At 38.2% G+C, this 26,156-nt stretch carries 20 protein-coding genes and 1 tRNA gene; 10 read left to right on the forward strand and 11 right to left on the reverse strand.

All coding sequences use genetic code 11. From position 1 onward, the window contains the following. Window positions 1-68 precede the first annotated feature (68 nt). From tpx to AC0UMU_RS09615, 6 genes are all read right to left on the reverse strand, one after another. Window positions 69-587 carry a thiol peroxidase gene (gene tpx, locus AC0UMU_RS09590; protein WP_022390709.1) on the reverse strand — a complete coding sequence of 173 codons (519 nt, stop codon included), beginning with the start codon at window positions 585-587 and terminating at the stop codon, window positions 69-71. Between the two features lie 69 nt (window positions 588-656). After that, entirely contained in the window at window positions 657-1,862 is a 1,206-nt protein-coding gene (locus tag AC0UMU_RS09595; protein ID WP_278715690.1) for a peroxiredoxin family protein, read from the reverse strand. A 68-nt stretch (window positions 1,863-1,930) separates the two neighbouring features. Continuing rightward, complete coding sequence (locus AC0UMU_RS09600) at window positions 1,931-5,410, reverse strand: AAA domain-containing protein (protein WP_278715688.1); 3,480 nt, start codon at window positions 5,408-5,410, stop codon at window positions 1,931-1,933. 3 nt (window positions 5,411-5,413) lie between these two features. Then, on the reverse strand, window positions 5,414-9,109 hold the full coding sequence (gene metH, locus AC0UMU_RS09605) for a methionine synthase (RefSeq protein WP_278715694.1): 3,696 nt from the start codon (window positions 9,107-9,109) through the stop codon (window positions 5,414-5,416). A gap of 82 nt (window positions 9,110-9,191) precedes the next feature. Continuing rightward, window positions 9,192-9,752, reverse strand: coding sequence for a crossover junction endodeoxyribonuclease RuvC (ruvC, locus tag AC0UMU_RS09610; RefSeq protein ID WP_009316700.1), 561 nt, complete (start codon window positions 9,750-9,752; stop codon window positions 9,192-9,194). Window position 9,753: 1 nt separating this feature from the next. Continuing rightward, on the reverse strand, window positions 9,754-10,059 hold the full coding sequence (locus tag AC0UMU_RS09615) for a DUF4286 family protein (protein WP_009316701.1): 306 nt from the start codon (window positions 10,057-10,059) through the stop codon (window positions 9,754-9,756). Window positions 10,060-10,277: 218 nt separating this feature from the next. Between AC0UMU_RS09615 and AC0UMU_RS09620 the strand changes: the two genes are divergently transcribed. Then, window positions 10,278-10,351 (forward strand) — tRNA-Ala (locus AC0UMU_RS09620). Window positions 10,352-10,691: 340 nt separating this feature from the next. Here AC0UMU_RS09620 and AC0UMU_RS09625 read toward each other — a convergent pair. Beyond that, on the reverse strand, window positions 10,692-11,204 hold the full coding sequence (locus AC0UMU_RS09625; RefSeq protein WP_009316702.1) for an RNA polymerase sigma factor: 513 nt from the start codon (window positions 11,202-11,204) through the stop codon (window positions 10,692-10,694). A gap of 432 nt (window positions 11,205-11,636) precedes the next feature. Here AC0UMU_RS09625 and AC0UMU_RS09630 point away from each other — a divergent pair, with 432 nt between their 5' ends. After that, entirely contained in the window at window positions 11,637-12,239 is a 603-nt protein-coding gene (locus AC0UMU_RS09630; RefSeq protein WP_022390703.1) for a TetR/AcrR family transcriptional regulator, read from the forward strand. 17 nt (window positions 12,240-12,256) lie between these two features. Continuing rightward, a complete protein-coding gene (locus AC0UMU_RS09635; protein ID WP_337929712.1) occupies window positions 12,257-13,222 on the forward strand; it encodes an Acg family FMN-binding oxidoreductase in 966 nt (321 codons plus the stop codon). Window positions 13,223-13,356: 134 nt separating this feature from the next. Here AC0UMU_RS09635 and AC0UMU_RS09640 read toward each other — a convergent pair whose 3' ends face one another. After that, a complete protein-coding gene (locus AC0UMU_RS09640; protein ID WP_009316707.1) occupies window positions 13,357-14,856 on the reverse strand; it encodes a potassium/proton antiporter in 1,500 nt (499 codons plus the stop codon). A 260-nt stretch (window positions 14,857-15,116) separates the two neighbouring features. Here AC0UMU_RS09640 and gnd point away from each other — a divergent pair, with 260 nt between their 5' ends. Genes gnd through pgl form a run of 3 tightly spaced genes read left to right on the forward strand, consistent with a single transcriptional unit; the run spans window position 15,117 to window position 18,796 of the window. Then, a complete protein-coding gene (gene gnd / locus AC0UMU_RS09645) occupies window positions 15,117-16,547 on the forward strand; it encodes a decarboxylating NADP(+)-dependent phosphogluconate dehydrogenase (RefSeq protein WP_288641348.1) in 1,431 nt (476 codons plus the stop codon). A 29-nt stretch (window positions 16,548-16,576) separates the two neighbouring features. Beyond that, on the forward strand, window positions 16,577-18,070 hold the full coding sequence (gene zwf / locus AC0UMU_RS09650) for a glucose-6-phosphate dehydrogenase (protein WP_288641346.1): 1,494 nt from the start codon (window positions 16,577-16,579) through the stop codon (window positions 18,068-18,070). Window positions 18,071-18,085: 15 nt separating this feature from the next. Next, window positions 18,086-18,796, forward strand: coding sequence for a 6-phosphogluconolactonase (gene pgl, locus AC0UMU_RS09655; RefSeq protein WP_009316710.1), 711 nt, complete (start codon window positions 18,086-18,088; stop codon window positions 18,794-18,796). A gap of 2 nt (window positions 18,797-18,798) precedes the next feature. Here the strand turns inward: pgl and trmD are convergent, their stop codons facing one another. Next, the gene (trmD, locus tag AC0UMU_RS09660; RefSeq protein ID WP_009316711.1) at window positions 18,799-19,476 is read right to left on the reverse strand and encodes a tRNA (guanosine(37)-N1)-methyltransferase TrmD; all 678 of its coding nucleotides are present in this window, start codon (window positions 19,474-19,476) and stop codon (window positions 18,799-18,801) included. A gap of 157 nt (window positions 19,477-19,633) precedes the next feature. On the opposite strand from trmD, the gene ligA reads away from it, so the two are divergent. The 4 genes from ligA to AC0UMU_RS09680 all read left to right on the forward strand — a co-directional run bounded on the left by ligA (window position 19,634) and on the right by AC0UMU_RS09680 (window position 23,725). Beyond that, a complete protein-coding gene (ligA, locus tag AC0UMU_RS09665) occupies window positions 19,634-21,637 on the forward strand; it encodes an NAD-dependent DNA ligase LigA (protein WP_288641343.1) in 2,004 nt (667 codons plus the stop codon). Window positions 21,638-21,665: 28 nt separating this feature from the next. After that, window positions 21,666-22,205, forward strand: a complete 540-nt coding sequence (locus tag AC0UMU_RS09670; RefSeq protein ID WP_195595901.1) for a DUF6913 domain-containing protein — start codon at window positions 21,666-21,668, stop codon at window positions 22,203-22,205. A gap of 41 nt (window positions 22,206-22,246) precedes the next feature. After that, the gene (gene dapA / locus AC0UMU_RS09675) at window positions 22,247-23,140 is read left to right on the forward strand and encodes a 4-hydroxy-tetrahydrodipicolinate synthase (protein WP_022599562.1); all 894 of its coding nucleotides are present in this window, start codon (window positions 22,247-22,249) and stop codon (window positions 23,138-23,140) included. Between the two features lie 126 nt (window positions 23,141-23,266). Next, the gene (locus AC0UMU_RS09680; protein ID WP_195595902.1) at window positions 23,267-23,725 is read left to right on the forward strand and encodes a DUF4293 domain-containing protein; all 459 of its coding nucleotides are present in this window, start codon (window positions 23,267-23,269) and stop codon (window positions 23,723-23,725) included. Window positions 23,726-23,778: 53 nt separating this feature from the next. Here AC0UMU_RS09680 and miaA read toward each other — a convergent pair whose 3' ends face one another. Next, window positions 23,779-24,684 (reverse strand): tRNA (adenosine(37)-N6)-dimethylallyltransferase MiaA, encoded by a 906-nt coding sequence (gene miaA, locus AC0UMU_RS09685; RefSeq protein WP_195595903.1) that lies wholly within the window; start codon window positions 24,682-24,684, stop codon window positions 23,779-23,781. Window positions 24,685-24,831: 147 nt separating this feature from the next. Continuing rightward, entirely contained in the window at window positions 24,832-26,052 is a 1,221-nt protein-coding gene (gene pepT / locus AC0UMU_RS09690) for a peptidase T (protein WP_122304368.1), read from the reverse strand. Between the last annotated feature and the right edge of the window lie 104 nt (window positions 26,053-26,156).

A 26,156-nucleotide genomic window follows, 5' to 3' on the forward strand; every position in this document is an offset into this window, starting at 1 on the left:
TCCTGTTAAAAACTGCAATAAGGAGATTTTATTATATCCGTTATTTTAGCTCTCAAAAAGCGTTATTGTTATTTCCCGGACTTTTTATTTTTTAGAGCTGCTATGACAGCATCATAATTCGGTTCTTGAGTAATTTCCGGAACGAGTTCTTCGTATATGACATTGAAGTTTTCGTCTATTACTACTACCGCCCGGGCTAATAGTCCGGCTAACGGTCCGTCTACCATTTCTATACCATATTGTTGAGAAAAATCCGAGGCTCTGAATGCCGAAGCCGGGATCACGTTTTCTATCCCTTCTGTCGTGCAGAACCGGCTTTGAGCAAAAGGCAGGTCTTTAGATATTGCTATTACAAGCGTATTATCCATATCGGCTGCAAGTTTATTGAATTTGCGAACCGATGTTGCACAGACGCTCGTATCCAGACTTGGGAAAATATTAAGAACCAGTCGTTTCCCTTTCAGGTCGCAACAACTTAATTCACTTAAATCTGATTTTACCAAACTGAAGCAAGGTGCTTTACTTCCTACTTTGGGTAATTCTCCGTTGGTAGAAACGGGATTCCCTTTAAATTTTATTTGAGCCATAATTTTTAATTTTAAATTGTGATTATACTATTGTTTATTTTGAAATAACAAATAAAAGAAATATTCCGTTTAATCTTTTATATTTGTTTCTAATATTTGTTGTAAATTTTGGACCATATCGGGATCATATCCTATTTGTACCCCAATAATTCTTTTTTCGGGAGAGATGACGAATAGAGTAGGATAGTTTGCTATACCGTATTGGGCTGCTATATTTTGAGCATCACAGATAACGATTCCGGGCAGTACGTTTTCTTCTTGATATTTTATCAGATCATCCGAATTTTTTTCAGATAATAAAGTAATCCATAGGAGGCTTTTATTATCAGAGAAATATTTTGCGCAATCCAATGTCTTTTTGCAGAAACTACTTGTAGTATCGACAAATGCAAGTATCAGAGTTCGGTCTTCATATTCCGACAAATCGAATCTTTTCTCATTATTCAGTAGTGGGAGCGAAAAGTTGGGAGCAGTTTTACCTGCTAGGTTTTGGGCTTTAAAATAGTTGCTTCGGAACGGTGCGATAATATTGCCTTTCTGTTTTATGAAATTCTCTTCTGAAAAAAAATTGTTCGGAAAAGGTGTTTTTATATCTGATGATATGTATTTGACGGTGACTGTTTGAGATCCTAAATGTCCGGGATTATTTTCTATTTCCTTAAATATCGGAGTGCCAGACTCAGAATCGAATATGTAGACCGATGATCGAATTGTTTCCCCGTTGATATACTCGTCTATATACAAAGCATTGCATTTACGATTATTTATCAATGTATCGGAGTATGTTTGAAGGCGGTTTTCCGGATTGTTGAGACTTTTTTGCAATCGAGATGCTATTTCCATAGGAAATTCTTCTATAAATAATCCTGAACGATGTATTCCCGGCAATTCGCTTTTATTGTTCATTTTATCATAGAAAGGTGCAGGATCTTCTTCCGCATGATATTCTCGCAATCTGTGATTGCTGAAATTGTAATAGTTTCCGGAGTCGTAATAGATGAAATCTCCGTTTATTGCCGGATTGCTTTCTGATGTGAGATCTATGAAATAAGAATATCCGTATAAGGTATCTGCCGGGTTTTTCTGATATTGAAGAGAGAGTTTGTATTCTACCTCTTCATCGGTCATCGGTAATGTAACGCGGAATAAGGCTTCTCCCCGGTAATGTTCTATTTGGTTTAAACGGGAAATGATTTGTGAGACTTGATTCGTTTCGGAAAAAACGGTTATAAAATAAAAACTGATGCCAATAAGACAGGTTATTTTCTTTATCATATTCTGTGTTGTTAATGACGATACAATAATAACAAAATATGAAAAAAAATGTTTTGATTTTTTGCTTCTTAAACGTTAAGTTTTTGTCTTGAATCGGGCACAGATGTTTTATCTGTTGGAGAGCAAGAGAATTTGCCTTGTATGAAATATTCGGTAGGTATGTCGCATACCCCTTGTCTGTTGTCGATAAACTTAATGAGTTTCTGAAAAATGATATTGTATGAGAGTATTTGCGGATTGCCTATCAAGAACAGCTGTTTACGGGCACGGGTCAATACGACATTCAACTTCCTGTCTATAGTCTGACCATTATCTTTGAATACATTTCCGGTGAGAAATTCGAGCTGGTAAATTTTTTGTACGGTAAATCCGTAAATAATAAAATCTCGTTCGCTGCCTTGATACCGTTCTACTGTGTCGATCGTGATATCCGACAATGCTGGGATATTTAGTTGTTTTATTTCTTTTCGTATCAGAGCGATCTGATTGCGATAAGGAACGATTACCCCTACGGTTTGAGGGTTGAAATTATTTTTGTTTATTGTATAAATTGTTTTTAATAAAGCCGATATACGTATGGCTTCATCTTTGTTCGTTTTATCGGATATGGGGTTCTTGTCTCCTTTTGATACGATAAATGCCAATCGGTGAGAGGCGATAAGATTTTGTAAGCCGTCAGATTTGTCGTAAGAAGGACAATGAAGTATTTCTAATTGATGTTTTAAAGGAATGGGTTTCAACTTTTTTTCATAGAAAATTTCATTTGAGAAAGATGAAATTTCCGGATGCATGCGCCCTTGTTTAAACAACATGTGTATGAAATCTTCCGAACCGTTTTTCTTTTGTATGTTAATCAGCCGTTCGAATAGAGAATTACGACAATCGCTCATTCCTATCTTTATCAATTCTGGTTCTGATACGATAGACTCTCTTTCGGATTGTTGAACCACAGCGGGCAGTTGTTTGTGGTCTCCGATGAAGATAAATTTATCTATGGCTGTTTGATTCTTATGTCTGGCACATAGTATTCCGAGTAAATTCGGTTCGAGAATTTGAGATGCTTCATCGATAATAGCCAGATCGAAATGTTTGATGCCGAATAAGTTGAGTTTTCCCGATATGCTGGTTATCGTTCCTACGAACACCCGGGTCTCCTGAATTACTTTGCGAACAATATCCGCATTCGGATTTAATCGTATTTTCTCATCCAACAGATTTTTTCTAAAACGTTCGTCACAAGATAATTCCGAACCGATTCTGATATATTGGATCTTGTGTTTATCCATCTTGTCACAGATTTCATCTACTGCCCGGTTGGTATAAGCCGACAGTAGTATCGAAGACGATTCGGAGAGGGCTTCTTTCACCATTGCAACCAAAGCATACGATGTTTTTCCTGTACCGGGAGGTCCTATTAGCAAAAAGTAGTCATTGGCTTGTTTGGCTTTCAATATTACATCGTTGAGAAATACATTTTCGGTGTTGTAATTTCCATTTAGTTTTTTTGTAGAATCTTTTGTCGGCAAACGTAAATTCAATAATAACTCTTTTCTTTTTTTATCTGCCGATAAAAAGGCAAATAGGGCTTGATAAATCGAAGTATATGAAGATTCCCAAAAGTCGTGTTCTATCGCCCATTTTTGGTTTTCCGGGAAGATACAAGTATTTTTTTGAGGAGATTGCAGTCTGACGGTTACCTCTGTATAACATATATTCTTGATAGTTCCTCGTAATATTTTCGCTTTACAGGCATTGGGGATATCTCCCTCCGGATATGAATAGAGTAATACTATATCGCCATTTCTGAAGTTAGGCAGTAAATCATCTTCTTGTGACGGGACGGAAAATGTAATCGTATCATACCCTCCGTATATTCCTGACTCTTCTTTATTTACAAGATCAAGTCCTGTTAAAATATCCCCGGTAGATTCCTTTTCTGCTACTTCGCATCTCCATATTCCTGAGAACCCTCTGTTTTTGCTTGAATTCCCGGTTTTTGCAAGAAGATGCTCTTTAGAGATAAAGGTAAAAAGTCTTGCAAAATAGCATTTTTCGAGATCTGATGCGTTTTGATATATACTTAATATTTGCCGGATATGAGGAAGCTGGAATTTTTTCCAGAGCACGTTTGTTTTTGCATTTATATTTAGCTCTTCCGGAGTCAGATTTTCGAGAATATTTTTTATTGCACCTTCTGCGTAGAGCATTTCATATTTGACTATACGGTTTCTTAGTCTTAAAATTTTCCTCATGAGGTTGGGGTCGGAAGAACTTTCGAGCATCAGTCCGTCGGGATACTTCGAATATAACAGATATTGTTCCGAATCTTTATTTTTGATGTTGAAATTATAAGAGAGCAGCAAACGGTATAGTAACATCTGGATATAATGTTCTTCTTTATGCCTGTTGGTATAAATATCTCTTTTACCTGACTTTTGTTCCATCAAAATTTTGTAATTATCCTGTAAAAGGTCTACACGTCCTTGAATACCCAGTTCTTTGCAGATAAAAGACGGTTCGAGAATGAGCTTGTCCCGTTCGATGTTATGAATTTCGGGAAAAATTTTTTCAACGAAATTCCGGATATTTTTCATCTGTTCTTTTGCCTGATGATGAAAATCTTTCAGACTTTCCTCGCACGTGATTATTTTTAGTGCAGACTTAATGAAGAAGCGTTTGATCGAGTTATTATAACTGTTCTCATGCAGATCTTGTGTATTGATGGTTTCATCGAGAAATTGTCCGGCCAGATTTCCTAAGAGCATAGCCGAGGTGTTTCGGGCAGGCGATATTTTTTCCAACAGATAATTGCAGGGATGATCACCATATTCTTTCCAGCAACGGGCTATTGTGGAGATCTCGAGTAGATAGTCCGGTTCGTAAATGATTTGTTCCGGACAAAAAATCCCGTTTTTTTCGATTTTCGTGTTCAACAGATATAATTGTGTATTCTCGGCTAACAAATCGGTTATGTAGTCGAGATCGTTATTTTGAGCATATTTGTGATAATCTATTTTTACGAAAACCGAATTATCATCTTCGGTGTAGCCTGTGATGAAATCTTTATCCCAAGACGAAACGGTGATTCTTATATTAATATCGGGTGCATAGTCTGCAGATGTGATTGACCGGGTTGCATGAGGAAGGCATTCTTTTAAGTTTTCGGGAATCGGTCTCCCGTATATTTTTGCAATGAAATCGGACAAGCTTTTCAGGTCATATAAATAATCCTCGTATGAAGGAATATCCCGATTTTGTCTTATCCGGTTACAATGAATGCGGAATTTGTTGAGATGATATATTTCTGTATCCGAAAAATCATAATTTTTACAAATATAGGTCATTCTTGGAAATACACCGGAGAAGCTGATGCGACAATTTTGCGTCTTTTCTTCGATTATATTGATAAAGACGGTATATAAGCCGGCATATTTCCTTTTAACGGAAAATTCTTTATTATTATGTATCTCCGTTATATCTTGAAAATAAATATCGGGGAAATGATACTGTTTCGATTCAGAGTCGGATACTTTATTTTCTATGTACATTTTTTATACAGAAAGCCATTTATAAGAATCTTCTATCGAAAAATTTCTTTTTTTACAATATTCGGCCCGTTGTTCCATATCGATTTGTCCGATATGGAAATAAGCAGATTGCGGATGAGCTATCATAATTCCTGAGACCGTAGAGTTCGGCTTCATTGCACCGTTTTCGGTTAATGAAACATCGATTCGGTCGAATCCGAGCAGCTTGTCGATGTCGAAAGCAAGCGATTGGTCGGGAAGAGATGGATAGCCGATTGCCGGACGAATTCCTTGATAATGTTCTTTCAGCAAGTTTTCTACCGTTGCGGTCTCATTCGGTGAATATCCCCATATCTCTTTTCGCACCCGATAATGTAGAAGCTCGGTTGCAGCTTCGGCGATGCGGTCAGAGAGAGATTGCAGTAAAAGGGCATTATAATTATCATCTTGCTGTTTGTAGTATTCGATCCGGTTCTCGATTTCTTTTCCTGCCGTTACTGTAAAGACTCCAATGTAATCTGTCTTTTGGGTGTCTGCTGGCATGATGAAATCTGAAAGCGAATAATAGCAGGCTTCGCTTCCTTTTTTTTGTACTTGCTGTCGCAAGCAAGGTATGATGTGCGATACGCCTTCTTTCTGAATATATATAGACTCATTTTGAGAATTTGCCTCGAATATTCCGACCAAAATATCCGTTTCAGTTTGGTCTTCGATCAGTTTGTCGAGCATTCGGGAAGCCTCTTTATATAATTGCATCGCTTCGGCAGCCTTTGCTCTTTCTTGCTCCGGAAATTGGGTAAGCCAAGATGCCTTGCAGTGGTCACATCCGTTTATGAATGCGATAGATGCGAATTTCCCTCCTAATTTCCATGCATTGAAAAAGAATATCCAATTGATGTAAGGGCGAATTTCTTTAATTGAAAAATGCAGTTCTTGAACCTGTCCGGTCAATAACGGCTTTACCGGATTATATTTTTCCCACTCTATTTTGATTTTATGATTTCTCGCGTTGCTTAACGGAGTGAGAAGTATTTTTTCTTGAATAGATTCTCTGAGTTTTTCTTGTTCCTTTTTTAGTTGTTCCAAGAAAATTTTTCGGGTTTCGCTGTTTGCCAGTTGTGCTGCGATCAGAGGATTTTGAGAAGCGTCTTTCACGTGAATCACCGGACCGCTGTAATGAGGGGCTATTTTTACGGCAGTATGTATTTTTGAAGTCGTTGCTCCACCGATCATGAGAGGAATTGTCATCCCTGCTTTCTCCATTTCTTCAGCTACGTGACACATCTCTTCGAGAGATGGAGTAATAAGCCCGCTTAAGCAGACGATGTCCACTTTTTCTTCGATGGCGGTTTTTATGATTTTTTCGGTAGGAACCATAACCCCTAAATCGATAACTTCATAGTTGTTGCACGCCAAAACGACTCCTACGATATTTTTCCCGATGTCATGAACATCACCTTTAACTGTTGCCAGTAAGAACTTGCCGGCTTTTTCCGGAGAACTTTTGTCTGCTTTATCAGCTTCGATAAACGGTTTAAGAATGGCTACCGCTTGTTTCATTGTACGAGCTGTTTTTACGACTTGCGGTAAAAACATTTTCCCGGCACCAAATAGTTCTCCTACCGTGTTCATTCCTTTCATAAGCGGACCGTCTATGACTTTTACGGCCTTGCCATATATTCGCATGGCTTCGGACAAATCGGTTTCCAGATTTTCGGATATACCTTTGATTAATGCATATTCCAATCTCTCGTCTAAGGTCATTTCGTCTCTTATATCTTTTTTTTCTACGGTCTTGCCGTTTTGCCGATTTTTTAATTCTTCGGCGAGAATTATCAGTTTTTCAGTAGCGTCCGGTTTCCGGTTCAGTATTACATCCTCGATGACCGAAAGAACCTCTTTCGGTATGTCTGTATATGTGACGGAAGTTCCGGGATTGACGATTCCCATATCCATTCCGGCTTTAACAGCATGAAAAAGAAATGCTGCATGCATTGCTTCTCGTATGTAGTTGTTCCCTCGGAAAGAAAAAGAGAGATTGCTGATTCCTCCGCTGACTTTTGCTCCGGGTAGATTCTTCTTGATCCATGTCGTAGCTTTGATGAAATCGATGCCGTAATTCAGGTGTTCGTCTATACCTGTTGCTACGGCCAATACATTCGGATCGAAAATAATATCGTTTGGATCTATATCTGCTTTTTGGGTCAATAGTTTGTATGCCCGTTTACATATTTCTATCTTGCGGTCGAAGCTGTCTGCCTGTCCATTCTCGTCGAATGCCATGACAACCATTGCAGCTCCCAGCTTCTTAATCATACGGGCATGCTCGAGAAATATGGTTTCGCCCTCTTTCAGGCTGATCGAATTGACAATAGATTTACCCTGTACGCATTTTAGTCCTGACTCTATTACTTCCCATTTGGATGAATCGATCATAATAGGAACTTTCGATATTTCCGGCTCGGAAGCAATCAGGTTTAGAAATGTAATCATTTCCGATTTTGCGTCGAGCATGGCATCATCCATGTTTATATCGATGATTTGAGCACCGTCTTCTACTTGTTTTCGGGCGATGCCCAAAGCTTCTTCGTAATTTTTTTCCGAAATGAGGCGGAGGAATTTACGAGAGCCGGCAACATTGCATCTCTCTCCTACATTGATGAAGTTGTTTTCCGGCTTTATTTCGAGACGTTCTAATCCGGAAAGCCATAAGACATTCGGTTTATCAATGGGAATATGAGGCTGTTTCCCATCGATTAACTCATTATATAATTTTATATGAGCAGGAGTAGTACCGCAACATCCTCCTATGATGTTAACCAGTTTCTCTTCAACGAACTCTCTCATTTGATTTGCCATGGTTTCGGGAGTTTCGTCATATTCTCCGAAACGGTTCGGTAGTCCGGCATTGGGATAAGCACTGATATAATACGGTGCGATTTCGGATAATTGTTTCAAAAAAGGTTTCATGTCTCGAGCTCCAAAGGAACAGTTTAATCCTAATGTAAGAATCGGGGCGTGTTGTATCGATGCGAGAAAAGCTTCTAATGTTTGTCCCGACAATGTTCGACCTCCGGAATCGGATACTGTGGCAGAGACCATGATTGGAACGTGAATTCCGGTTTCTTCCATTGCCTCAGTAGCGGCAAATAAAGCTGCTTTTGCATTTAACGTGTCGAATACGGTTTCGACCAATAGAGCATCTATCCCGCCGGAGAGCAAAGCTTTTATCTGTTCCAGGTAAGAAAATACCAGATCATCGTAGCTCAAAGATCTGAATGCAGGATTATTTACGTCCGGAGACATCGATGTGGTTTTGTTTGTCGGTCCGATAGATCCGGCAACAAAACGAGGTTTATCTTCTGTCGTGTATTTATCGGCTGCTTTGCGAGCTAATTGCGCTGCTTTTATATTTATTTCCCGTATATGATTCTGCATGCCGTAATCGCTCATCGACACGGATGTTGCATTAAATGTATTTGTTTCGATGATATCCGATCCGGCTTGTAGATAAGCTTCGTGTATTTCGCTGATGATTTGGGGTTGAGTGAGACATAAAATATCATTATTGCCTTTAAGCTCTTCGGGATGGTTAGTAAAAAGTTCTCCTCGATAGTCGCTTTCAGACAGGTTATAACGTTGAATCATAGTACCCATTGCACCATCGAGAATCAATATTCGTTGCTTTAGCGCATCTTGTATCGTCATATTTTTCTGAATTTGTGATCTTTTGCTCTCTTACGTTTTATTCTTTTAAGCGAAAACAAAGTTATAAAAAAATAGGAAAGTGCCGGAGAAATATTTATTTCTTAATTTTTGAGGGATTTTTTGCAATATAATCTTTCCAACTTGTATAAGCTTTTTCCGTTTGCGGGCGATTTGTTTGGAAAAAATGACATAAAGCGGCAGCTAACCCGTCTGTGGCATCTAATTGCGGCAGCATGTTTTCTTCCGGAATATGTAACATTCGTTTTAGCATATCTGCGACTTGTTCTTTAGAGGCGTTACCGTTTCCGGTGATAGACATTTTTATTTTCAGAGGTGCATATTCTGTAATAGGAATATCTCGGTATAATGCCGCTGACATCGCTACACCTTGTGCTCTTCCGAGCTTTAACATAGATTGGACGTTCTTTCCGAAAAAAGGCGATTCGATAGCCATCTCATCCGGATGATATTGGTCTATCAGTCCTAACACCCTTTCGAATATCCTACGTAATTTCATATAATGATTATCGAATTTATTAAGCTGCAAGATACCTAAGGTAATAAGTTCCGGCTTATTACCGTTTATTTTTAGTACTCCGTACCCCATGACTGTAGTTCCGGGATCAATACCGATAATAATTCTTTCCTTCGGCATATTATTCGATAATTTCGAGAAGTGTAGTAAACCCTACGACTTGATCTTTGAATTTTTCGGTCAAAGCATGTGCTAGATCATCTCCGGTCTCGTTATACCAGCGAGACAAAGAAGCCGTATCTTTTACGTGAAATTGGAGTGAGAAATTTTCTCCTTCATTTTCGTTTCCTGTTATTATACGACAAAGCTGAGGTTCGCTTAATTCTTCATGTTGTAAAGCTGTCGGAATATATATTTCCTTTATCCAGTTGATGAATATTTCTTTTATATTGTCAGATGCGTGGTATGTTGTATTGATTATGATCATTGTTTTTATTTATAATTATTAGTGCTGATCGAGGTAAAACAAATTCGATTTTTTAGAATTTGAAATGCGACTTATTAACTATGAATGAACTGTCAAAAGAGATTTTCATAAAATTTGAATAACTCTGTATTTCCCGTTTTTATATATTGCAAAAATAGAAAAACTTCGTGATATATTGTGATTATTCGAAAATGATTCTATCTTTGCATCAAGAAAAGGGGGCATTAGCTCATCTGGCTAGAGCGTTTGACTGGCAGTCAAAAGGTGGCAGGTTCGAGTCCTGTATGCTCCACTTTGTTTTTTTTAAAGCGCTTATAATCAATAAATTATAAGCGCTTTTTGTTTTTAGGAGTCAAAATAGGAGATGAATTTATTTTCTGTTTATATAGAATACCAAGTATTGAAGCATCTCAAAATTGCTTACGTTGGTAATTAATACCTTTTATCTCAATTTTTTTGTTATTCATTTTAATAAGTAATGTATGAGAGTATTTAATTGGATTTGAAAAAGAAGTAATCAAATATTTATATAATACAACAAATACTGATGAGTTTATATATAAAAATATTTGAATTCAGTTTAGGGTTAAATATCTTCTCCTAATTTATTTCCTGTTAATTTGTAAATTTCTTTATTCTTTTGTATCTGTTTCTAACAGTTCAGCTAACGACTGTTTAAGTTGTTCCCGGATACGATGTATTTGACTTTTTACCGTACCTTCTGGGATATTTAGAATTTCTGATATTTCGGCATATCGTTTTCCTTCAATAAGAAGTTTTATTATTTTTCTACTTTGGTTGTCTAAAAGATTCAAAACTTCCAGAATGTAGTTGTAATCATAATTTATTTGAACAGGTTCGCCTCCTTCGATTTTATATTGGTCTTGAGGATCGAGAATTATGGCTTTTTCCTGAAGTTGTTTTATCTTTCTTCTGTCTGAAATAAAAAGATTCTTAATAAAAGTATAACCTATTTTAATCGGATAGTAATGGCTTTCGAATTTATTACGGTTCTCCAATATTTTAACATTTGTTTCTTGTACTAAGTCCCATGCGTATGTCGGGTTATGCGTTAAAGCTATGGCAAAATTTAAAAGTTTTTCTTGAATGCAGAGTAACTCATGTTCGAAATTAAAGGTTTCCATTTATTTTGAATTTATCGTGAACAAAAAGGAATCCTCGTCGGTTAATCAATTGCTTAATCTTAATTAACGGTACACAAACATACACACGACGAGGATTCCAAAGATCTTCTTCGTGCATGTTTGTGCATCCGTACATAAGATTAAGCACCTAAATGTACATAAAATTTTCATCGTATAGCTTTGTGAAATCTTATTTTTTCTTTTTGCTAAAAAAATTGCTATGTTAAATTCGTCTTTGACATTGTTAATAATATGGGGTTTTTATGTGAAATGGTATATCTATAATAATTATAATATATGTGTAATTTAATATATTTATACTATTCGCATTTGATGGGGATAAAATTTTTTTGATCTTGGTTTATTTATATATTCACTTGTATGTTACCGATAGGTAACATATATTTGTTTCTGAATGTTATATTAAACTATATGGAAAGAGAACTTTTAAGAAACAGAAAAGCGACAGAGCAACGTTTATTGTCAGCTATACAGGAATTGATTGAGGAATCCGGTTTCGAGAAATTAGGTATAAATGCCGTAGCATCCAAAGCCGGAGTATCGAAGATGCTTATATACAGATATTTCGGGTCATTAGACGGACTTGTGGCGGCTTATATCGAACAGTATGATTTTTGGATAAATTTTAAGTCGAATTTACCGGATAGGGAGGGATTGGAGAATTTTATAAAAGAGATGTTTCATTGTCAGATTGCTGTTCTTAGGGGAAATTATACATTACGTCGGTTATATCGATGGGAGTTGATGTCCGGTAATAAATTTATCAAAGATTTGAGGAGACAGAGAGAAGACAAAGGTGTATGGCTTATAGAGGCTGTGTCCCGGTTGTCCGGTCATCCTTGTAGAGAAGTTGCCGTTATTGCGACATTGTTGAGTGCGTCGATCAGTTATCTTGCTTTACTTGAGGAAAATTGTGACTTCTATAATGGTATTTCTCTTCAGACAGATGAGGGATGGGAACAATTACAGGAAGGAATAGATGAGCTTATCTCCCTTTGGATTTCAAAATTGTGAAATTAAAATTTAGGATTATGAATAGAAAAGATGCTTTGTTTATAATAGAACAAACTGTAAAAGCTCCTTCGGGGCATAATACTCAGCCTTGGTTATTCGGAATTGATGAGAATTATATACGTATATATCCGGATATAAGCAAATGTTTACCGATAGTCGATCCTGATAATCGGGAGCTTTTTGTATCGTTAGGTTGTGCTGTTGAGAATTTTTTTTGGGCTGCTCAAAAGCGGGGATATAACGTGACATTTGATATTCGGAAAGATGGGGAAGTTTTTGCAATTCTGACATGTGCGAAAGAAAAAAATGATTCAGTTTTAGAGATGTTTGATCAGATTTCTGTACGGCAGACCAATCGAAAAATATATTCAGGAGAAAAAATTTCGTCAGATATAATTGGGGTGTTGGAGTCGGTATCTTGGACAGATTGTGTAAAAGTACATTTGTTCCCGAATCGGTCGGATTCGTTTGATTTGCTGAAAAACTATATTGTAAACGGGAATACTATACAATTACGGGATAAGGTGTTTAAAAATGAGTTGAAAAAGTGGATGAGATATAATTATAAACATGCTATGGAAACTAAAGATGGTTTGAGTTATTCTGTTTTTGGAGCACCCGATTTGCCTCGTTTTGTTTCGGAATTGGTTATGGAAACCTGTTTGAATCCGTTGATTCAGAATCGTAGTGACTCAAAAAAAATAGAATCTTCATCTCATTTTGCTTTATTTACTGTGCCTGAAAATGATATTATCAATTGGATTATGTTGGGGCGTGTTTTACAACGTTTTTTGTTAAAAGCTACACAATGCGGTATTGCATGTGCCTTTATGAATCAGCCTTGTGAAATAGCAGAATTATCGGTCACGTTGAGACAAAACTTATTTCTTTCAGGGTATCCGGTAATATTGTTGAGAGTTGGTTATGCTTTACCTGCGGCACACTCTTTGCGTCGTCCGTTGTCTTGTTTTATCAAAGACTGATTTGTAAAGAGAAATCAAATATCTGTTTTTTGTCGAATCTATATCCCGAGGATTTTCATATCTCTCGGGATATGTTTCTCAAATACTGAATTTATTTATAGAAAAATTTAGGAGACAGGCTCTAACGCCTTCCTTTAATTTTTTTCCATAGAATATCGTTCGATGCCTAAACTTTCATAAGCCTTTTTCAACTCTTCTTCGTTATCGCTGATTACAAGAAGTTTGTCTCCCGGATTAATCGTTGTGTGCCCTTTAGGAACAAAATATTTGTTGTTCCGTTTCACCATTACGGCGAGAGTATTGTCCGGCAGTGTCAGATTCATCAATTTATTACCGTTTGCAAGAGCGGTTTCGGTAATTTGTATTTCCGACATAGATGATTTTATTTCATCCGGTAATGATACGTCGAACTCTTTTTTCGTTTCGTCTTCAGAGTCCAACTTTAACCATCTGGCCATAGCGCTCACAGTAGTGCCTTGTACCAGTAAGGAAATGATCGTGATGAAAAAGACGATATTGAATATGAATTTTGAATTTTCGATGCCTGCGATTAACGGATAAGTGGCAAAAATTATAGGTACAGCTCCTCTAAGTCCTACCCATGATATATATACGCGTGCTTTAGTGGTAAAATTTTTGAATGGTAACAAGCACAGAAAAACAGTGATGGGGCGAGCAAATATGATCATAAAAATACCGATCAATAGACCGATACCGATAACGGGTAATAATTCGGAAGGATTGACCAATAACCCTAATGTGAGGAACATGACGATTTGAAACAACCATGAAAAGCCGTCGAAAAAAGTCGCTGTACTCCGTTTGTGTACCATTTTTTTATTCCCTACGACCAGTCCGGCAATATATACGGCAAGATAACCGTTTCCTTTCAGCAGGTCTGTAAAAGAGAATATAAAGAACGAGAAAGCTAATAGTAATACTGGATATAAAGATTGGTTGTCTATATTTATACGGTTCATAACCCAAACCGTTACTTGTCCCAGAATATATCCGGACAATGCTCCTACACTTAGTTGAATGAGTAACATCCCGATCGATTGCCATACATTAAATTCTCCGATCTGTATAATTTGTATTAAAAGAATTGTGAGCATGTATGCCATAGGGTCATTACTTCCGCTCTCTAATTCTAATACCGGTCGTAATCTTTGTTTGAGTCCTAATCCTTTGGAGCGTAAAATAGAAAAGACCGAAGCTGAGTCTGTAGAGGACATAACGGCAGCAAGCAGCATTGATTCCATTAGGGTCAGATTCGGACAATTCGGTATGTATCCGGAGATGTAATAAATAAAACCTCCTGTAATGATTGTGGTGATTAATACACCTATTGTTGCTAAAATTACACCCGAACCTGCTATCGGTTTGATTTCTGTGAATTTGGTGTCCATACCTCCGGAAAAGAGTATGATACTTAATGCTATTACTCCGATAAATTGAGCTTCATGCGGATTGTGAAATTGTATTCCTAACCCGTCACTGCCGAAAATCATTCCTACTCCTAAAAACAGGAGCAATGCCGGAACTCCGAATTTGTAACCGGCTTTGCCGGCGATAACACTGATAAATAGTAAAATAGATCCTATTAAAAGAATGTTTCCTGTGTCTAAAATCATAATTCTCCCGAATGAGTATATTTAGTTATAACAAATAATATCAAAAGTTGATTATCTTCTTTATGTGCTTTGGAGTGAATAGCAGATAGATAATACTTAGATATGTTTATTTCTTCAAATATAAGTATAATTCTTTAAAAGAAATAATATGGGAGAAAATATTTTATCTGGATTTTTCTCTATGAACAAACTGTGAGTATTTGTGGTTATTTATAGAAGGTTAATTGGAAATTGACATACATATCAAAAAAAAATGAATTATGAAAGTTGGAGACTTGGGACTGATCGGTTTGGGCGTAATGGGGGCGAATTTGGCTCTTAATTTTGAACGTAACGGTTATGTTGTGGCCGTATATAATCGGAAAGAAGGAGAGGGACAAGATGTCGTATCTCGTTTTATGGAAGAGAGTGGAAAAAATAAAAACTTCATACCGGCCGATACGATAAGAGAGTTGGTCGGTAAAGTATCTCGTCCTCGAAAAATAGTATTGATGGTAACTGCCGGTGATCCGGTAGATGAGTTGATAGATCAGCTTTTGCCGCATTTGTCTTTGGGAGATATTGTAATAGACGGAGGAAATTCCGATTTCAGAGATACGGACAGAAGGGTTCGTTTTATGGAAAGTCGGGGTATCTGGTTTGTCGGATGCGGTATTTCCGGAGGAGCTGAAGGAGCTTTAAACGGAGCTTCTATAATGCCGGGCGGATCGGTAGAGGCTTGGCCGTTTATAAAGGACATGCTGCAGTCGATCGCTGCAAAATTAGAAGACGGTTCTCCTTGTTGTCTGTGGATCGGTCCGGGTGGTTCCGGACATTTTGTTAAAATGGTTCACAATGGAATTGAGTATGGAGATATGCAGCTCATCGCCGAAACGTATGCGATATTGAAACAAGCATTGGGTTTAGGCAATGATGAAATATCTCGCTTGTTCGAATTATGGAATCATGGAGATTTGAATAGTTATCTGATCGAGATAACGGCATCAATATTACGTTATAAAGAAAAATCCGGAGAGTATCTGGTTGACAAGATAAGAGATGTTGCCCGGCAAAAAGGTACGGGACGCTGGTGTGTTGAAGTGGCGTTGAATGAGGGAGAGCCTTTGACGTTGATTACGGAAGCCGTATATGCACGGATGCTTTCTGCTTTACCCGAAATTCGACGAGAAGCGGCATCCTGCTATCCGGATAATATAACGGAAAAATGGCATGATACGGGCTTTTCCGTTGATATGGCACGGGATGCATTATATGTTTCCAAAATGATTTCCTATGCACAAGGCTTTTCTTTATTACAGCGGGCCTCGTCTCATTATGGATGGCATTTAGATTGTGCATCTATTGCATATATTTGGCAAAACGGCTGCATAATCCGATCTGCATTTTTGGGAAAGATCGTTTCTGCGTATAAGAAAGATCCGTTTCTCGGCAATCTTTTGTTCGATGGTTATTTTAAAAATACGGTTATTTCTTTGCAAAACGGGTGGAGAATTCTGATATCTCGGGGATTGTTTTCGGGAATTCCTTTACCGTGTATGACAGCCGGACTTACTTATTTTGATGGTTTACGTACTGAAAATTCGACAGCTAACTTAATACAAGCACAACGAGACTTTTTCGGAGCACATACCTATGAACGGACGGATGCAGATTCTGGGGTATTTTTTCATGCCGATTGGAAAAATTTTTAATAATAAGATAAGAATAAAGGTTTGGAATTATGGAAAAAGCAGATGCTCAAATGTTGCTGATTTTTGGAGCTTCGGGTGATTTGACTACTCGAAAATTGATTCCGGCGTTATATGAATTGTATGTCCGTAATTTATTGCCTGAAAATTTCGTCATTTTGGGTGCGGCACGTACGGTATTGACAGATGATGAATTCCGAAAAAAACAGCGTGACGGTATATTGACTTCACAAAAAGAACTTTCGGCTAAAGACGCTCGCTTGAGTTTTTTCCTGAAACGTGTTTATTATATGGGTTTTGATACGCAAAATACAGATGAATATGAACTATTGAAAAATCGAGTAGAGGAGTTGCAAAAGCTTTATTCTTTACCCGATAGTATCGTTTTTTATATGGCAACACCTCCGGAAATGTATGAGGTAATACCCCTTGGATTGCAAAAATGTGGTCTGGCTTATACATCTGATGGATTTCGTCGGATTGTTGTCGAAAAACCATTCGGGATTAATGTGGAATCGGCTAAACATCTTACTCGGTTATTGGAGTCGATATTCGATGAGCATGATATTTACCGAATCGATCATTATTTAGGAAAAGAGACTGTGCAGAATATTCTTGTACTCCGGTTTTCGAATGGCATATTCGAACCTTTATGGAACAGGAATTATATAGATCATGTGGAGATTGTTTCTTCCGAAACATTGGGAATAGGGAATAGAGGAGGCTATTATGAATCATCGGGAGCTTTGCGAGACATGGTGCAAAATCATCTGTTGCAATTAATGGCTTTTATTGCAATGGAACCTCCTGTGGCATTCGATCCGGAGTCTATAAGAGACGAGATAGCTAAAGTATTCAAGTCCTTGCATCATTATACTCCTGAAGAAATGCAAGAGCAAATTGTGCGCGGACAATATACAGCGGGAACGATAGCCGGGGAGAGTGTACAGGGTTATAGAGATGAAAAAAACGTAAGTGGCGATTCGGTCAGAGAAACATATGTGGCTATGAAAATCGAATTGGATAACTGGCGTTGGGCAGGGACTCCGTTTTATATTTATACGGGAAAGCGGTTGTCTGAGAAAAAAACAGAAATTATCATTCATTTCAAATCGACTCCACAGCAATTATTTGTAGGGCAGTGTTCTGGAAGTTCTTGCAATCAGTTGATTATTCGTGTGCAACCTAATGAGAGTATAGCTTTGCGCTTCGGACTTAAAATTCCCGGTTCGGGATTTGAAGTTCGTCAGGTGAGTATGGACTTTTTATATAGTTCATTGTCCGATAAAAAGCTACCGGATGCTTACGAACGCTTGTTATTGGATGTTATGTTGGGGGATTCAACACTTTATTCCCGGGCAGATGCACAGGAAGCAAGTTGGAATTTTATAGATCCGATTATAAAAAATTGGGTTAAGAGAAGAAAGGATGGCCTCGCTTTTTATGCTTCTGGAAGTGATCCTGAAGAAATAGATCGTTTAATGCCTCATGATAAAAAATGCAATTGTTGTAATGAAATGATGTGATAAAATAAATGCTATATGGAAATTTATTATGCTAAATCTCCCGAAGATGCTTTGAGGAGGATGACAGATAAACTGATAAAGATCATGCAATCGAAACCAGGTCTTGTCCCTTTTAATCTGGCGCTGTCAGGAGGTAGTACTGCACAACGGATTTTTGCTCTTTGGCAAGAGGAATATAAACAGCAGATAGATTGGAATCGAATCCGTTTTTATTGGGTGGATGAACGATGCGTGTCTCCTGAAGATGATGAAAGTAATTTTAAACATGCCGATCAACAATTATTCAGACCGATAGGAATCCCTCGGACGCATATTTACCGTATTTTCGGAGAAAAAGACCCGTCTATGGAGGCAAATCGTTATTCGGAGCTTATAAATCAGCAACTCCCTAAGAAAAACGGACTCCCTTATTTTGACGCAATTATATTAGGAATCGGTCTTGACGGACACACAGCTTCGATATTTTCATCTTGTAATTTTTTATTGAATGATACGAGATCGTATGCTGTAGCGGTACATCCAGAATCGAAACAGTTGCGTATAACGTTGACCGGGCCTGTCATATTGAATAGTACACCATTACTCGTTCCGGTAATAGGGGAAAATAAAAAAGCGATCTTTGAACGATTGCTGGAAGCCCGTACGATTACCGAGAGTTTTCCGGCAGCGTGTATTATGTATCGAGCAGCATCAACATCGGTTTTTACGGATATAAAAGAACGGTAATTCTAATCATCGAGTAAATCCGGACGAAGGCGACGGGTACGTTCAATAGATTGTTCATGTTGCCATTCTTCGATTTTTCTCTGATGCCCCGATAGGAGTATCTCGGGAACTTTCCACCCTTTATATTCGGCCGGTCGTGTATATACGGGCGGTGCTAATAAATTGTCTTGGAAAGAATCCGATAAAGCCGATTGTTCGTCTCCGATTGCGCCGGGTATAAGCCGTATTATGGCATCCGATATTATGGCTGCCGCTAATTCTCCGCCGGTAAGGACATAATCTCCTATTGATATTTCTTTGGTAATCAGATGTTCTCGAATGCGGTAGTCGATACCTTTATAATGTCCGCACAAGATAATTAAATTTTGGCATAACGATAAAGAGTTTGCCATCGGTTGATTGAATGTTTCGCCATCGGGAGAAGTATAAATGATTTCGTCATAATTTCTTTCCGATTTCAGTTTAGAAATAATTCGATCTATCGGTTCGACTTGCATCACCATTCCGGCTGAACCACCGAAAGGATAATCATCTACGCGTCGATGTTTGTTAGTAGAATAATCCCGGAGATTATGTACCACTATCTCTGCCAGCTTTTTATCCTGAGCACGTTTTAGTATGGAGTGATTTAATGGTCCTTCCAATAGTTCCGGTAAAACGGTGATGATGTCGATGTGCATACTTTCTTAATTTGGCTGCAAAAATAGGACTTTACGGATGATTATGCAACCCTTTTATTTTGTTTATTTTTTGCATATAGGCTATAAAGTTCGCTTAATTGCCCGTATGAATCATTTTAAAATTTCCTATATTTGCATACCGTAACAGGCATAATCAATGAATGAAATAAAAGAGAAAATAGAACATTTGCGGCGGGAACTGAATGAACATAATTATAATTATTATGTATTGAATGCTCCTGTTATATCAGACCGGGAATTTGACCGGATGATGGAAGAACTGCAACAATTAGAAAAAGAATATCCTCAATATAGCGATCCTAACTCTCCGACACAACGGGTAGGCAATGATATTAATAAGGCTTTCACTCAGGTGAAGCATAAATATCCTATGCTTTCTTTGGGAAACACTTATACGATCGATGAAGTGGCATCGTTTTATGACCGGGTGCGTTCGGGACTTAATGAAGATTTTCGTATTGTAGGAGAATTGAAATATGACGGCACGTCTATATCACTTACATATCGGCACGGGAAGTTGCTTAGGGCTGTAACGAGAGGCGACGGTGTACAAGGAGATGATGTCACGGAGAATGTGAAGACGATTCGTAGTATTCCTTTGCAATTAAGGGGAACTGGATATCCGGATGAATTTGAGATACGAGGCGAGATCTTGATGCCTTGGACGGTTTTTGAACAATTGAATGCAGAGAGAGAAAGAGAAGAGGAAACTCTTTTTGCCAATCCTCGAAATGCCGCATCCGGTACATTGAAACTGCAGAACTCTGCGATTGTAGCATCCCGTAATTTAGATGCTTACTTATATTATCTTTTAGGCGAAGATCTGCCGTCTGATGACCATTATGAAAACTTGCAGATAGCACGTTCTTGGGGATTTAAGATTTCAGATGCCATGCAGGTGTGCCATTCTTTAGAAGAAATGAAAGCATTTATCGATTATTGGGATGTAAACAGAAAAAATCTGCCTGTTGCAACTGACGGTATTGTTTTTAAAGTAGCTTCTTTAAGGCAGCAAAAGAATTTGGGATATACCGCAAAATCTCCTCGTTGGGCGATGGCATATAAATTTCAAGCGGAACAGGCACTTACCCGATTGAATTCTGTCTCTTATCAAGTGGGACGTACCGGAACGGTTACCCCGGTTGCTAATCTTGATCCGGTTCAATTATCGGGAACTGTCGTAAAAAGGGCTTCGTTACATAATGACGATATTATACAATCCCTTGATTTGCATATCGGAGACATGGTATTTGTAGAGAAAGGAGGAGAGATTATTCCGAAAATTACAGGAGTGGATTTTGATGCGAGAGGGTTATTGATAGGAGAGAAGGTGACTTTTGTAAAACAGTGTCCTGAATGCGGAACGCCTTTGGTTCGTTATGAGGGTGAAGCTGCGCATTATTGTCCGAATGAGATGGGATGCCCCCCTCAGATAAAGGGACGGATAGAACATTATATCAGTCGTCGTGCTATGGACATAGACGGCTTGGGGCCTGAAACGATAGATCTGTTTTACCGATTGGGAATGGTACGGACAGTTGCGGATTTATACAGTTTGAATGAGTCGGAGATTGCATCTTTAGAAAGATTGGGAGAAAAATCGGCACATAACATTATAGAGGCTGTCGATAGATCTTTACAAGTACCTTTTGAACGGGTTTTGTTCGCATTGGGAATTCGTTTTGTAGGAGAGACTGTCGCAAAGAAGTTGGCGAACTCTTTTGTTTCGATAGAAGCTTTGGAGGCAGCAACTTTAGACGATTTGGTCGATGTCGATGAAATCGGTCCTCGTATAGCTCAAAGTGTCCGGGCTTATTTTGAGAATGAGCAGAACCGGAATTTGATAAAACGTTTGGAAGAAGCTGGGGTTCAAATGAGAATTTCTGAAGATCGACTTTCTGGTTTTACCGATAAACTCGATGGAGCTACGATTGTAATCAGCGGAACATTTACACACCATTCTCGAGATGAGTATAAGCAGATGATAGAACAGCACGGCGGGAAAAATACAGGTTCGGTGTCTGCTAAAACAACATATCTTTTGGCCGGAGAGAATATGGGACCGGCTAAACTAGAGAAAGCTCGGAAATTGGGAATAAAAATTATTTCTGAAGAAGATTTTCTGCAGATGATACAATAACCCGGGTAGTAATTTAAAATCGGATGATATGTGGACATACTGGATAAAAAAAGAGATCGCCCGGCAGCTTGCTCGTTCTCAAGAAAAAAGGAAAAAGCGATTTGTCGATTATCGAAAGGCCGAAATTTTGACGCTATTGATAGAACGGGAAAGTCTCGATTCGATTCTTCCTATTGTTAAAGATTTGTCGAAAGAATCGATAAGGCTTTCGTTGGTTGTGTTGGGAAATGGGAATGCCCTTGATGTATCTGCTTATCCTGAAATGGATATTTTAGAATTGACTCCGGAAAATTTGAGATTCGGTAAACGGTTACCCGATAAAAATGCTGTCAGAAAGTTTATCGGGTTTAATACCGGAGTGTTATGCGATTTGAGTCTTGCCGAGCGGTTGCCGTTTTTATATTTGATGAGTATATCGATGGCTCGTATGAAAATCGGATTGCAAAAAGTCTCATTGAACCCGTATGATTTTATGATTCGTACGTCGGGGGATATAACTGCACGGGATTTGCTGGAAAAAATACTCTTTTATTGGCGTAGTATTGATATAAAAGATAATAATTTATAACTTTGAGCCCTCAAAATGATATTTTTTGAACAAGAATATATATGGCACAAATAAATTTAAAAGGAATGGGGGTAGCTTTGATCACGCCATTCAAGGATGATGAATCGATCGATTTTGATGCTCTTTCCAAATTAATAGAATATCAGATACAAAACGGTATAGATTATTTAGTAGTATTAGGGACTACTGCTGAAACACCTACTTTGACCGAACAAGAAAAAAATGAAGTACTTTCTTTTGTTATCGAGAGGGTAAAAGAACGGGTTCCTATAGTTTTAGGGTTAGGCGGAAACAATACAAGAGGAATAGTGGAACGTTTGAAGACAGAGTCTTTTCAGGGTGTAGATGCCATACTGTCTGTTGTACCTTATTATAATAAACCTTCTCAAGAGGGTATCTATCAGCATTATAAAGCGATTGCTTCGGCGACTAAACTCCCTGTTATTCTTTATAATGTGCCCGGTCGTACCGGTGTGAATATGACAGCAGAGACCACTCTGCGTTTGGCTCGTGAATTTGATAATATCGTGGCGATCAAGGAGGCATCCGGAAATATAACGCAGATGGATGATATAATCAAAAACAAACCGAAAGATTTTATGGTAATATCCGGAGACGACGGTATTACTTTCCCTTTGATAACGTTGGGTGCTGTCGGGGTAATATCGGTAATAGGGAATGCATTTCCGAGAGAATTCAGTCGTATGGTGCGTCTGGCTTTGGAAGGAGATTATGCAAATGCGTTATTGATACATCATAAATTTACCGAATTGTTTGAACTGCTTTTTGTCGATGGAAATCCGGCCGGAGTAAAAAGTATTTTAAGTTCTATGGGATATATCCGTAATCGGTTACGGTTACCCCTTGTTCCCACCCGTATTACTACGTATGAAAAAATACGAGTTGTTTTGCAGAAATTAAATATTATGTGTTGACAATACAGGTCTTATTTTGAACTAAATAGAGTACGGACCGTTATGGTGTCGTATTTTGTAATAGTAAATATTTTTATGGCATAGGGGTGTGGTAGAAACTCCATGATAAAATCAATATTTTTAACTATGATACAGCGTATTCAATCTTTTTATCTTTTTTTAGTCGCAGCATTGGTACTTTCCATGCTGTTTATGCCGTTGGCCGGTTATTCTAATGCTGATGGAAATTGGCAATTTTTAGCAATGGGAGTTTATACAATGGCAGATCCTGCACAAATGGTGTTGCCTGCTTGGCCTATTGCTATCTTGATTGCATTAATGGGTCTATTGGCCTGTATATCTATATTTTTATATAAAAACCGTATCTTGCAAATGAAATTCTGTTTGTTTAATGGCTTAATGCTACTTGCTTTTTATCCGATATTTTTCTTGTATCTGTGGGTGAACGGTAAATCGTTGGCTGCAACCTCATCATTGGCAGCAGCATTAGTCATTCCTTTGGTTGCGGTTATTTTGGAATATATGGCGTATCGGAAAATCAATCAGGACGAGCAATTGGTGCGTTCGGCTGATCGTATAAGATAATGCAAAAATAAATTTATGAAGAAGGCGCTGTAAGCGCCTTTTTATTTATCCGATCAGAAGATCTGATTTTTGATGAATGACATGATTTCACTTTCTTGTTCAGGAGAAAACCACGTAATTTGAGGGTCTCGCTTGAACCAAGTCATTTGTTTTCGGGAATAGACTCTCGTATTTCGTTTAATTTTCTCTATAGCTTTTTCAAGACTCCATTCACCGGAAATATATGCGAACATTTCTTTATAACCAACTGTATTTAATGAATTGAACTCTCGGTGAGGATAAACTGACCGGGCTTCGGATTCGAGCCCTTCTGAAATCATTTGCTCTACTCTTCGGTTAATACGTTCGTATAATTCTTCCCGATCTCTGGTCAATCCTATTTTTAAAATACGAAACGGACGTTGTTTATTCGAATGCGTACGTAATTCAGAATACGGTTTTCCGGTCATATAACAAATTTCGAGTGCGTGGATGACCCGTTTATGGTTTTTTAAATCTACTTGTTCATAATGAATAGGGTCGAGTCGTTTCAACTCGTTGCACAGGCTTTCTAATCCTTCATTTTTATAACGTTCGATCATGAGTTTTCGCACTTCGTCTGATACGGTAGGTAATTCGTCTATACCATTGCAAACGGCATCGATATACATCATGGATCCTCCGGTCATTAAAACTACATCGAGATCGGAGAAAAGACGATTTAAAAGGTTTATAGCATCTTCTTCATAGCATGCAGCGCTATAATAGTCTTGTAGTTCCAGAGTTCCGACGAAGTAATGTTTGACCCGTTGCAACTGTTCTTTAGAGGGAGCTGCTGTCCCGATTTCCAGACCTTTATACAGTTGTCGGCTATCACATGATAATATCGGACAATGAAGTTGTTCGGCAATTCGGAGGCTGAGATCTGTTTTCCCGACTCCGGTAGGACCAAGCAAAACAATCAAAGTTTTTTCGGACATATTGATTATACAGATATAAAAAAATTGTATCGAGAATGTAGCTTGCTGCATACTGATACAACTTTTATAGTAGTTTATTTAAAACTTCTAAGGGCCTGTCTAAGTTTTGCACGGGTCACACCTTCTTAGACAGACTCTTGGACTTAATTATTTTTCTGCAGCCAGTCGAGCGATTTGTATAACGACATCACGGGCTTTTTCCATGGATTGTATAGGTACGAACTCATATCGTCCGTGAAAGTTATGACCGCCTGCGAATATATTGGGGCACGGTAGTCCCATGAATGAAAGCTGAGCTCCGTCTGTCCCTCCTCGTACCGGTTTTACGATAGGTACGATTCCGACCTCTTTCATTGCTTGAGAAGCCAAATCGACAATGTGCATAACCGGCTCTACCATTTCACGCATGTTGTAGTATTGGTCTTTGATTTCGAGGCTTGCACAATTAGGAAATTCTTTATTGATTTTGCGAACCAGATGTTCGAATTCCTTTTTGCGGCGTTCGAAACGGTCTCGGTCGTGGTCACGAATAATATAAGTCAATGTAGTTTGCTCGACAGTCCCTTCACAAGAAATTAGATGATAAAAACCTTCATACCCTTCGGTATGTTCTGGTGTTTCCCAACGAGGCAACATAATGGCGTATTGATTGGCGATGCGTAATGAATTGATCATTTTATGCTTGGCATATCCAGGGTGAACATTACGCCCTTTAAACAGAATTTTAGCGATGGCAGCGTTAAAGTTCTCATATTCCAGTTCACCTATTTCTCCTCCGTCGAGAGTATAAGCCCATTCTGCTCCAAATTTTTTAACATCAAATTTATGAGGACCTTGCCCGATCTCTTCGTCCGGAGTAAATGCTACGCGTATTTTTCCGTGTTTGATTTCCGGATGTTGTATCAGATACTCCATAGCCGAAATAATCTCGGCAATTCCGGCTTTATCATCAGCACCTAATAACGTTTTACCGTTTGTGACGATAAGGTCTTGTCCTATATATTTTTTTACTTCCGGAAAATCTTCGGTACGTAAGATAATGTTTTCTTCAGGACATAATGGAATGTCATTGCCGTCATAGTTTTTTATGATACGAGGGGTAACATGCCGCCCTGAAAGGTCGGGACTTGTATCGAGATGGGCGATAAATCCGATGACAGGAATATTTTTGGATGTATTGGGAGGAAGGGTTGCCATCAAGTATCCGTTCTCATCGAGCGATACTTCGGTCATACCTATTTTCCTTAATTCTTTCTCGAGTTCTTGTGCAAAAATCATTTGTCCCGGAGTACTGGGAGTCATGTGTGTCAGTTCGTCCGATTGTGTATCGAAACTTACATAGTGCAGAAAACGGTCAACTAAATTCATAAAATTCTCAATTAAGTTTGTCGTCTTTATGACATTTGTATTTTTTTAGTGCAAAGTTACTACAAAAAAGTGAAATGCGGAAAGATATAGTGATAGAATTGAGT

The sequence above is a fragment of the Coprobacter fastidiosus genome, from assembly GCF_982245605.1.

Excerpts from the sequence above, each read along its gene's own strand:
- ligA (WP_288641343.1), top strand. The coding sequence starts at position 19,634 with ATGAATGAAATAAAAGAGAAAATAGAACATTTGCGGCGGGAACTGAAT.
- dapA (WP_022599562.1), top strand. The coding sequence starts at position 22,247 with ATGGCACAAATAAATTTAAAAGGAATGGGGGTAGCTTTGATCACGCCA.
- tpx (WP_022390709.1), bottom strand. The coding sequence starts at position 587 with ATGGCTCAAATAAAATTTAAAGGGAATCCCGTTTCTACCAACGGAGAA.
- AC0UMU_RS09595 (WP_278715690.1), bottom strand. The coding sequence starts at position 1,862 with ATGATAAAGAAAATAACCTGTCTTATTGGCATCAGTTTTTATTTTATA.
- AC0UMU_RS09670 (WP_195595901.1), top strand. The coding sequence starts at position 21,666 with ATGTGGACATACTGGATAAAAAAAGAGATCGCCCGGCAGCTTGCTCGT.
- gnd (WP_288641348.1), top strand. The coding sequence starts at position 15,117 with ATGAAAGTTGGAGACTTGGGACTGATCGGTTTGGGCGTAATGGGGGCG.
- ruvC (WP_009316700.1), bottom strand. The coding sequence starts at position 9,752 with ATGCCGAAGGAAAGAATTATTATCGGTATTGATCCCGGAACTACAGTC.
- AC0UMU_RS09630 (WP_022390703.1), top strand. The coding sequence starts at position 11,637 with ATGGAAAGAGAACTTTTAAGAAACAGAAAAGCGACAGAGCAACGTTTA.
- AC0UMU_RS09615 (WP_009316701.1), bottom strand. The coding sequence starts at position 10,059 with ATGATCATAATCAATACAACATACCACGCATCTGACAATATAAAAGAA.
- miaA (WP_195595903.1), bottom strand. The coding sequence starts at position 24,684 with ATGTCCGAAAAAACTTTGATTGTTTTGCTTGGTCCTACCGGAGTCGGG.
- AC0UMU_RS09625 (WP_009316702.1), bottom strand. The coding sequence starts at position 11,204 with ATGGAAACCTTTAATTTCGAACATGAGTTACTCTGCATTCAAGAAAAA.
- AC0UMU_RS09635 (WP_337929712.1), top strand. The coding sequence starts at position 12,257 with ATGAATAGAAAAGATGCTTTGTTTATAATAGAACAAACTGTAAAAGCT.
- pgl (WP_009316710.1), top strand. The coding sequence starts at position 18,086 with ATGGAAATTTATTATGCTAAATCTCCCGAAGATGCTTTGAGGAGGATG.
- trmD (WP_009316711.1), bottom strand. The coding sequence starts at position 19,476 with ATGCACATCGACATCATCACCGTTTTACCGGAACTATTGGAAGGACCA.
- AC0UMU_RS09600 (WP_278715688.1), bottom strand. The coding sequence starts at position 5,410 with ATGTACATAGAAAATAAAGTATCCGACTCTGAATCGAAACAGTATCAT.
- pepT (WP_122304368.1), bottom strand. The coding sequence starts at position 26,052 with ATGAATTTAGTTGACCGTTTTCTGCACTATGTAAGTTTCGATACACAA.
- AC0UMU_RS09640 (WP_009316707.1), bottom strand. The coding sequence starts at position 14,856 with ATGATTTTAGACACAGGAAACATTCTTTTAATAGGATCTATTTTACTA.
- AC0UMU_RS09680 (WP_195595902.1), top strand. The coding sequence starts at position 23,267 with ATGATACAGCGTATTCAATCTTTTTATCTTTTTTTAGTCGCAGCATTG.
- zwf (WP_288641346.1), top strand. The coding sequence starts at position 16,577 with ATGGAAAAAGCAGATGCTCAAATGTTGCTGATTTTTGGAGCTTCGGGT.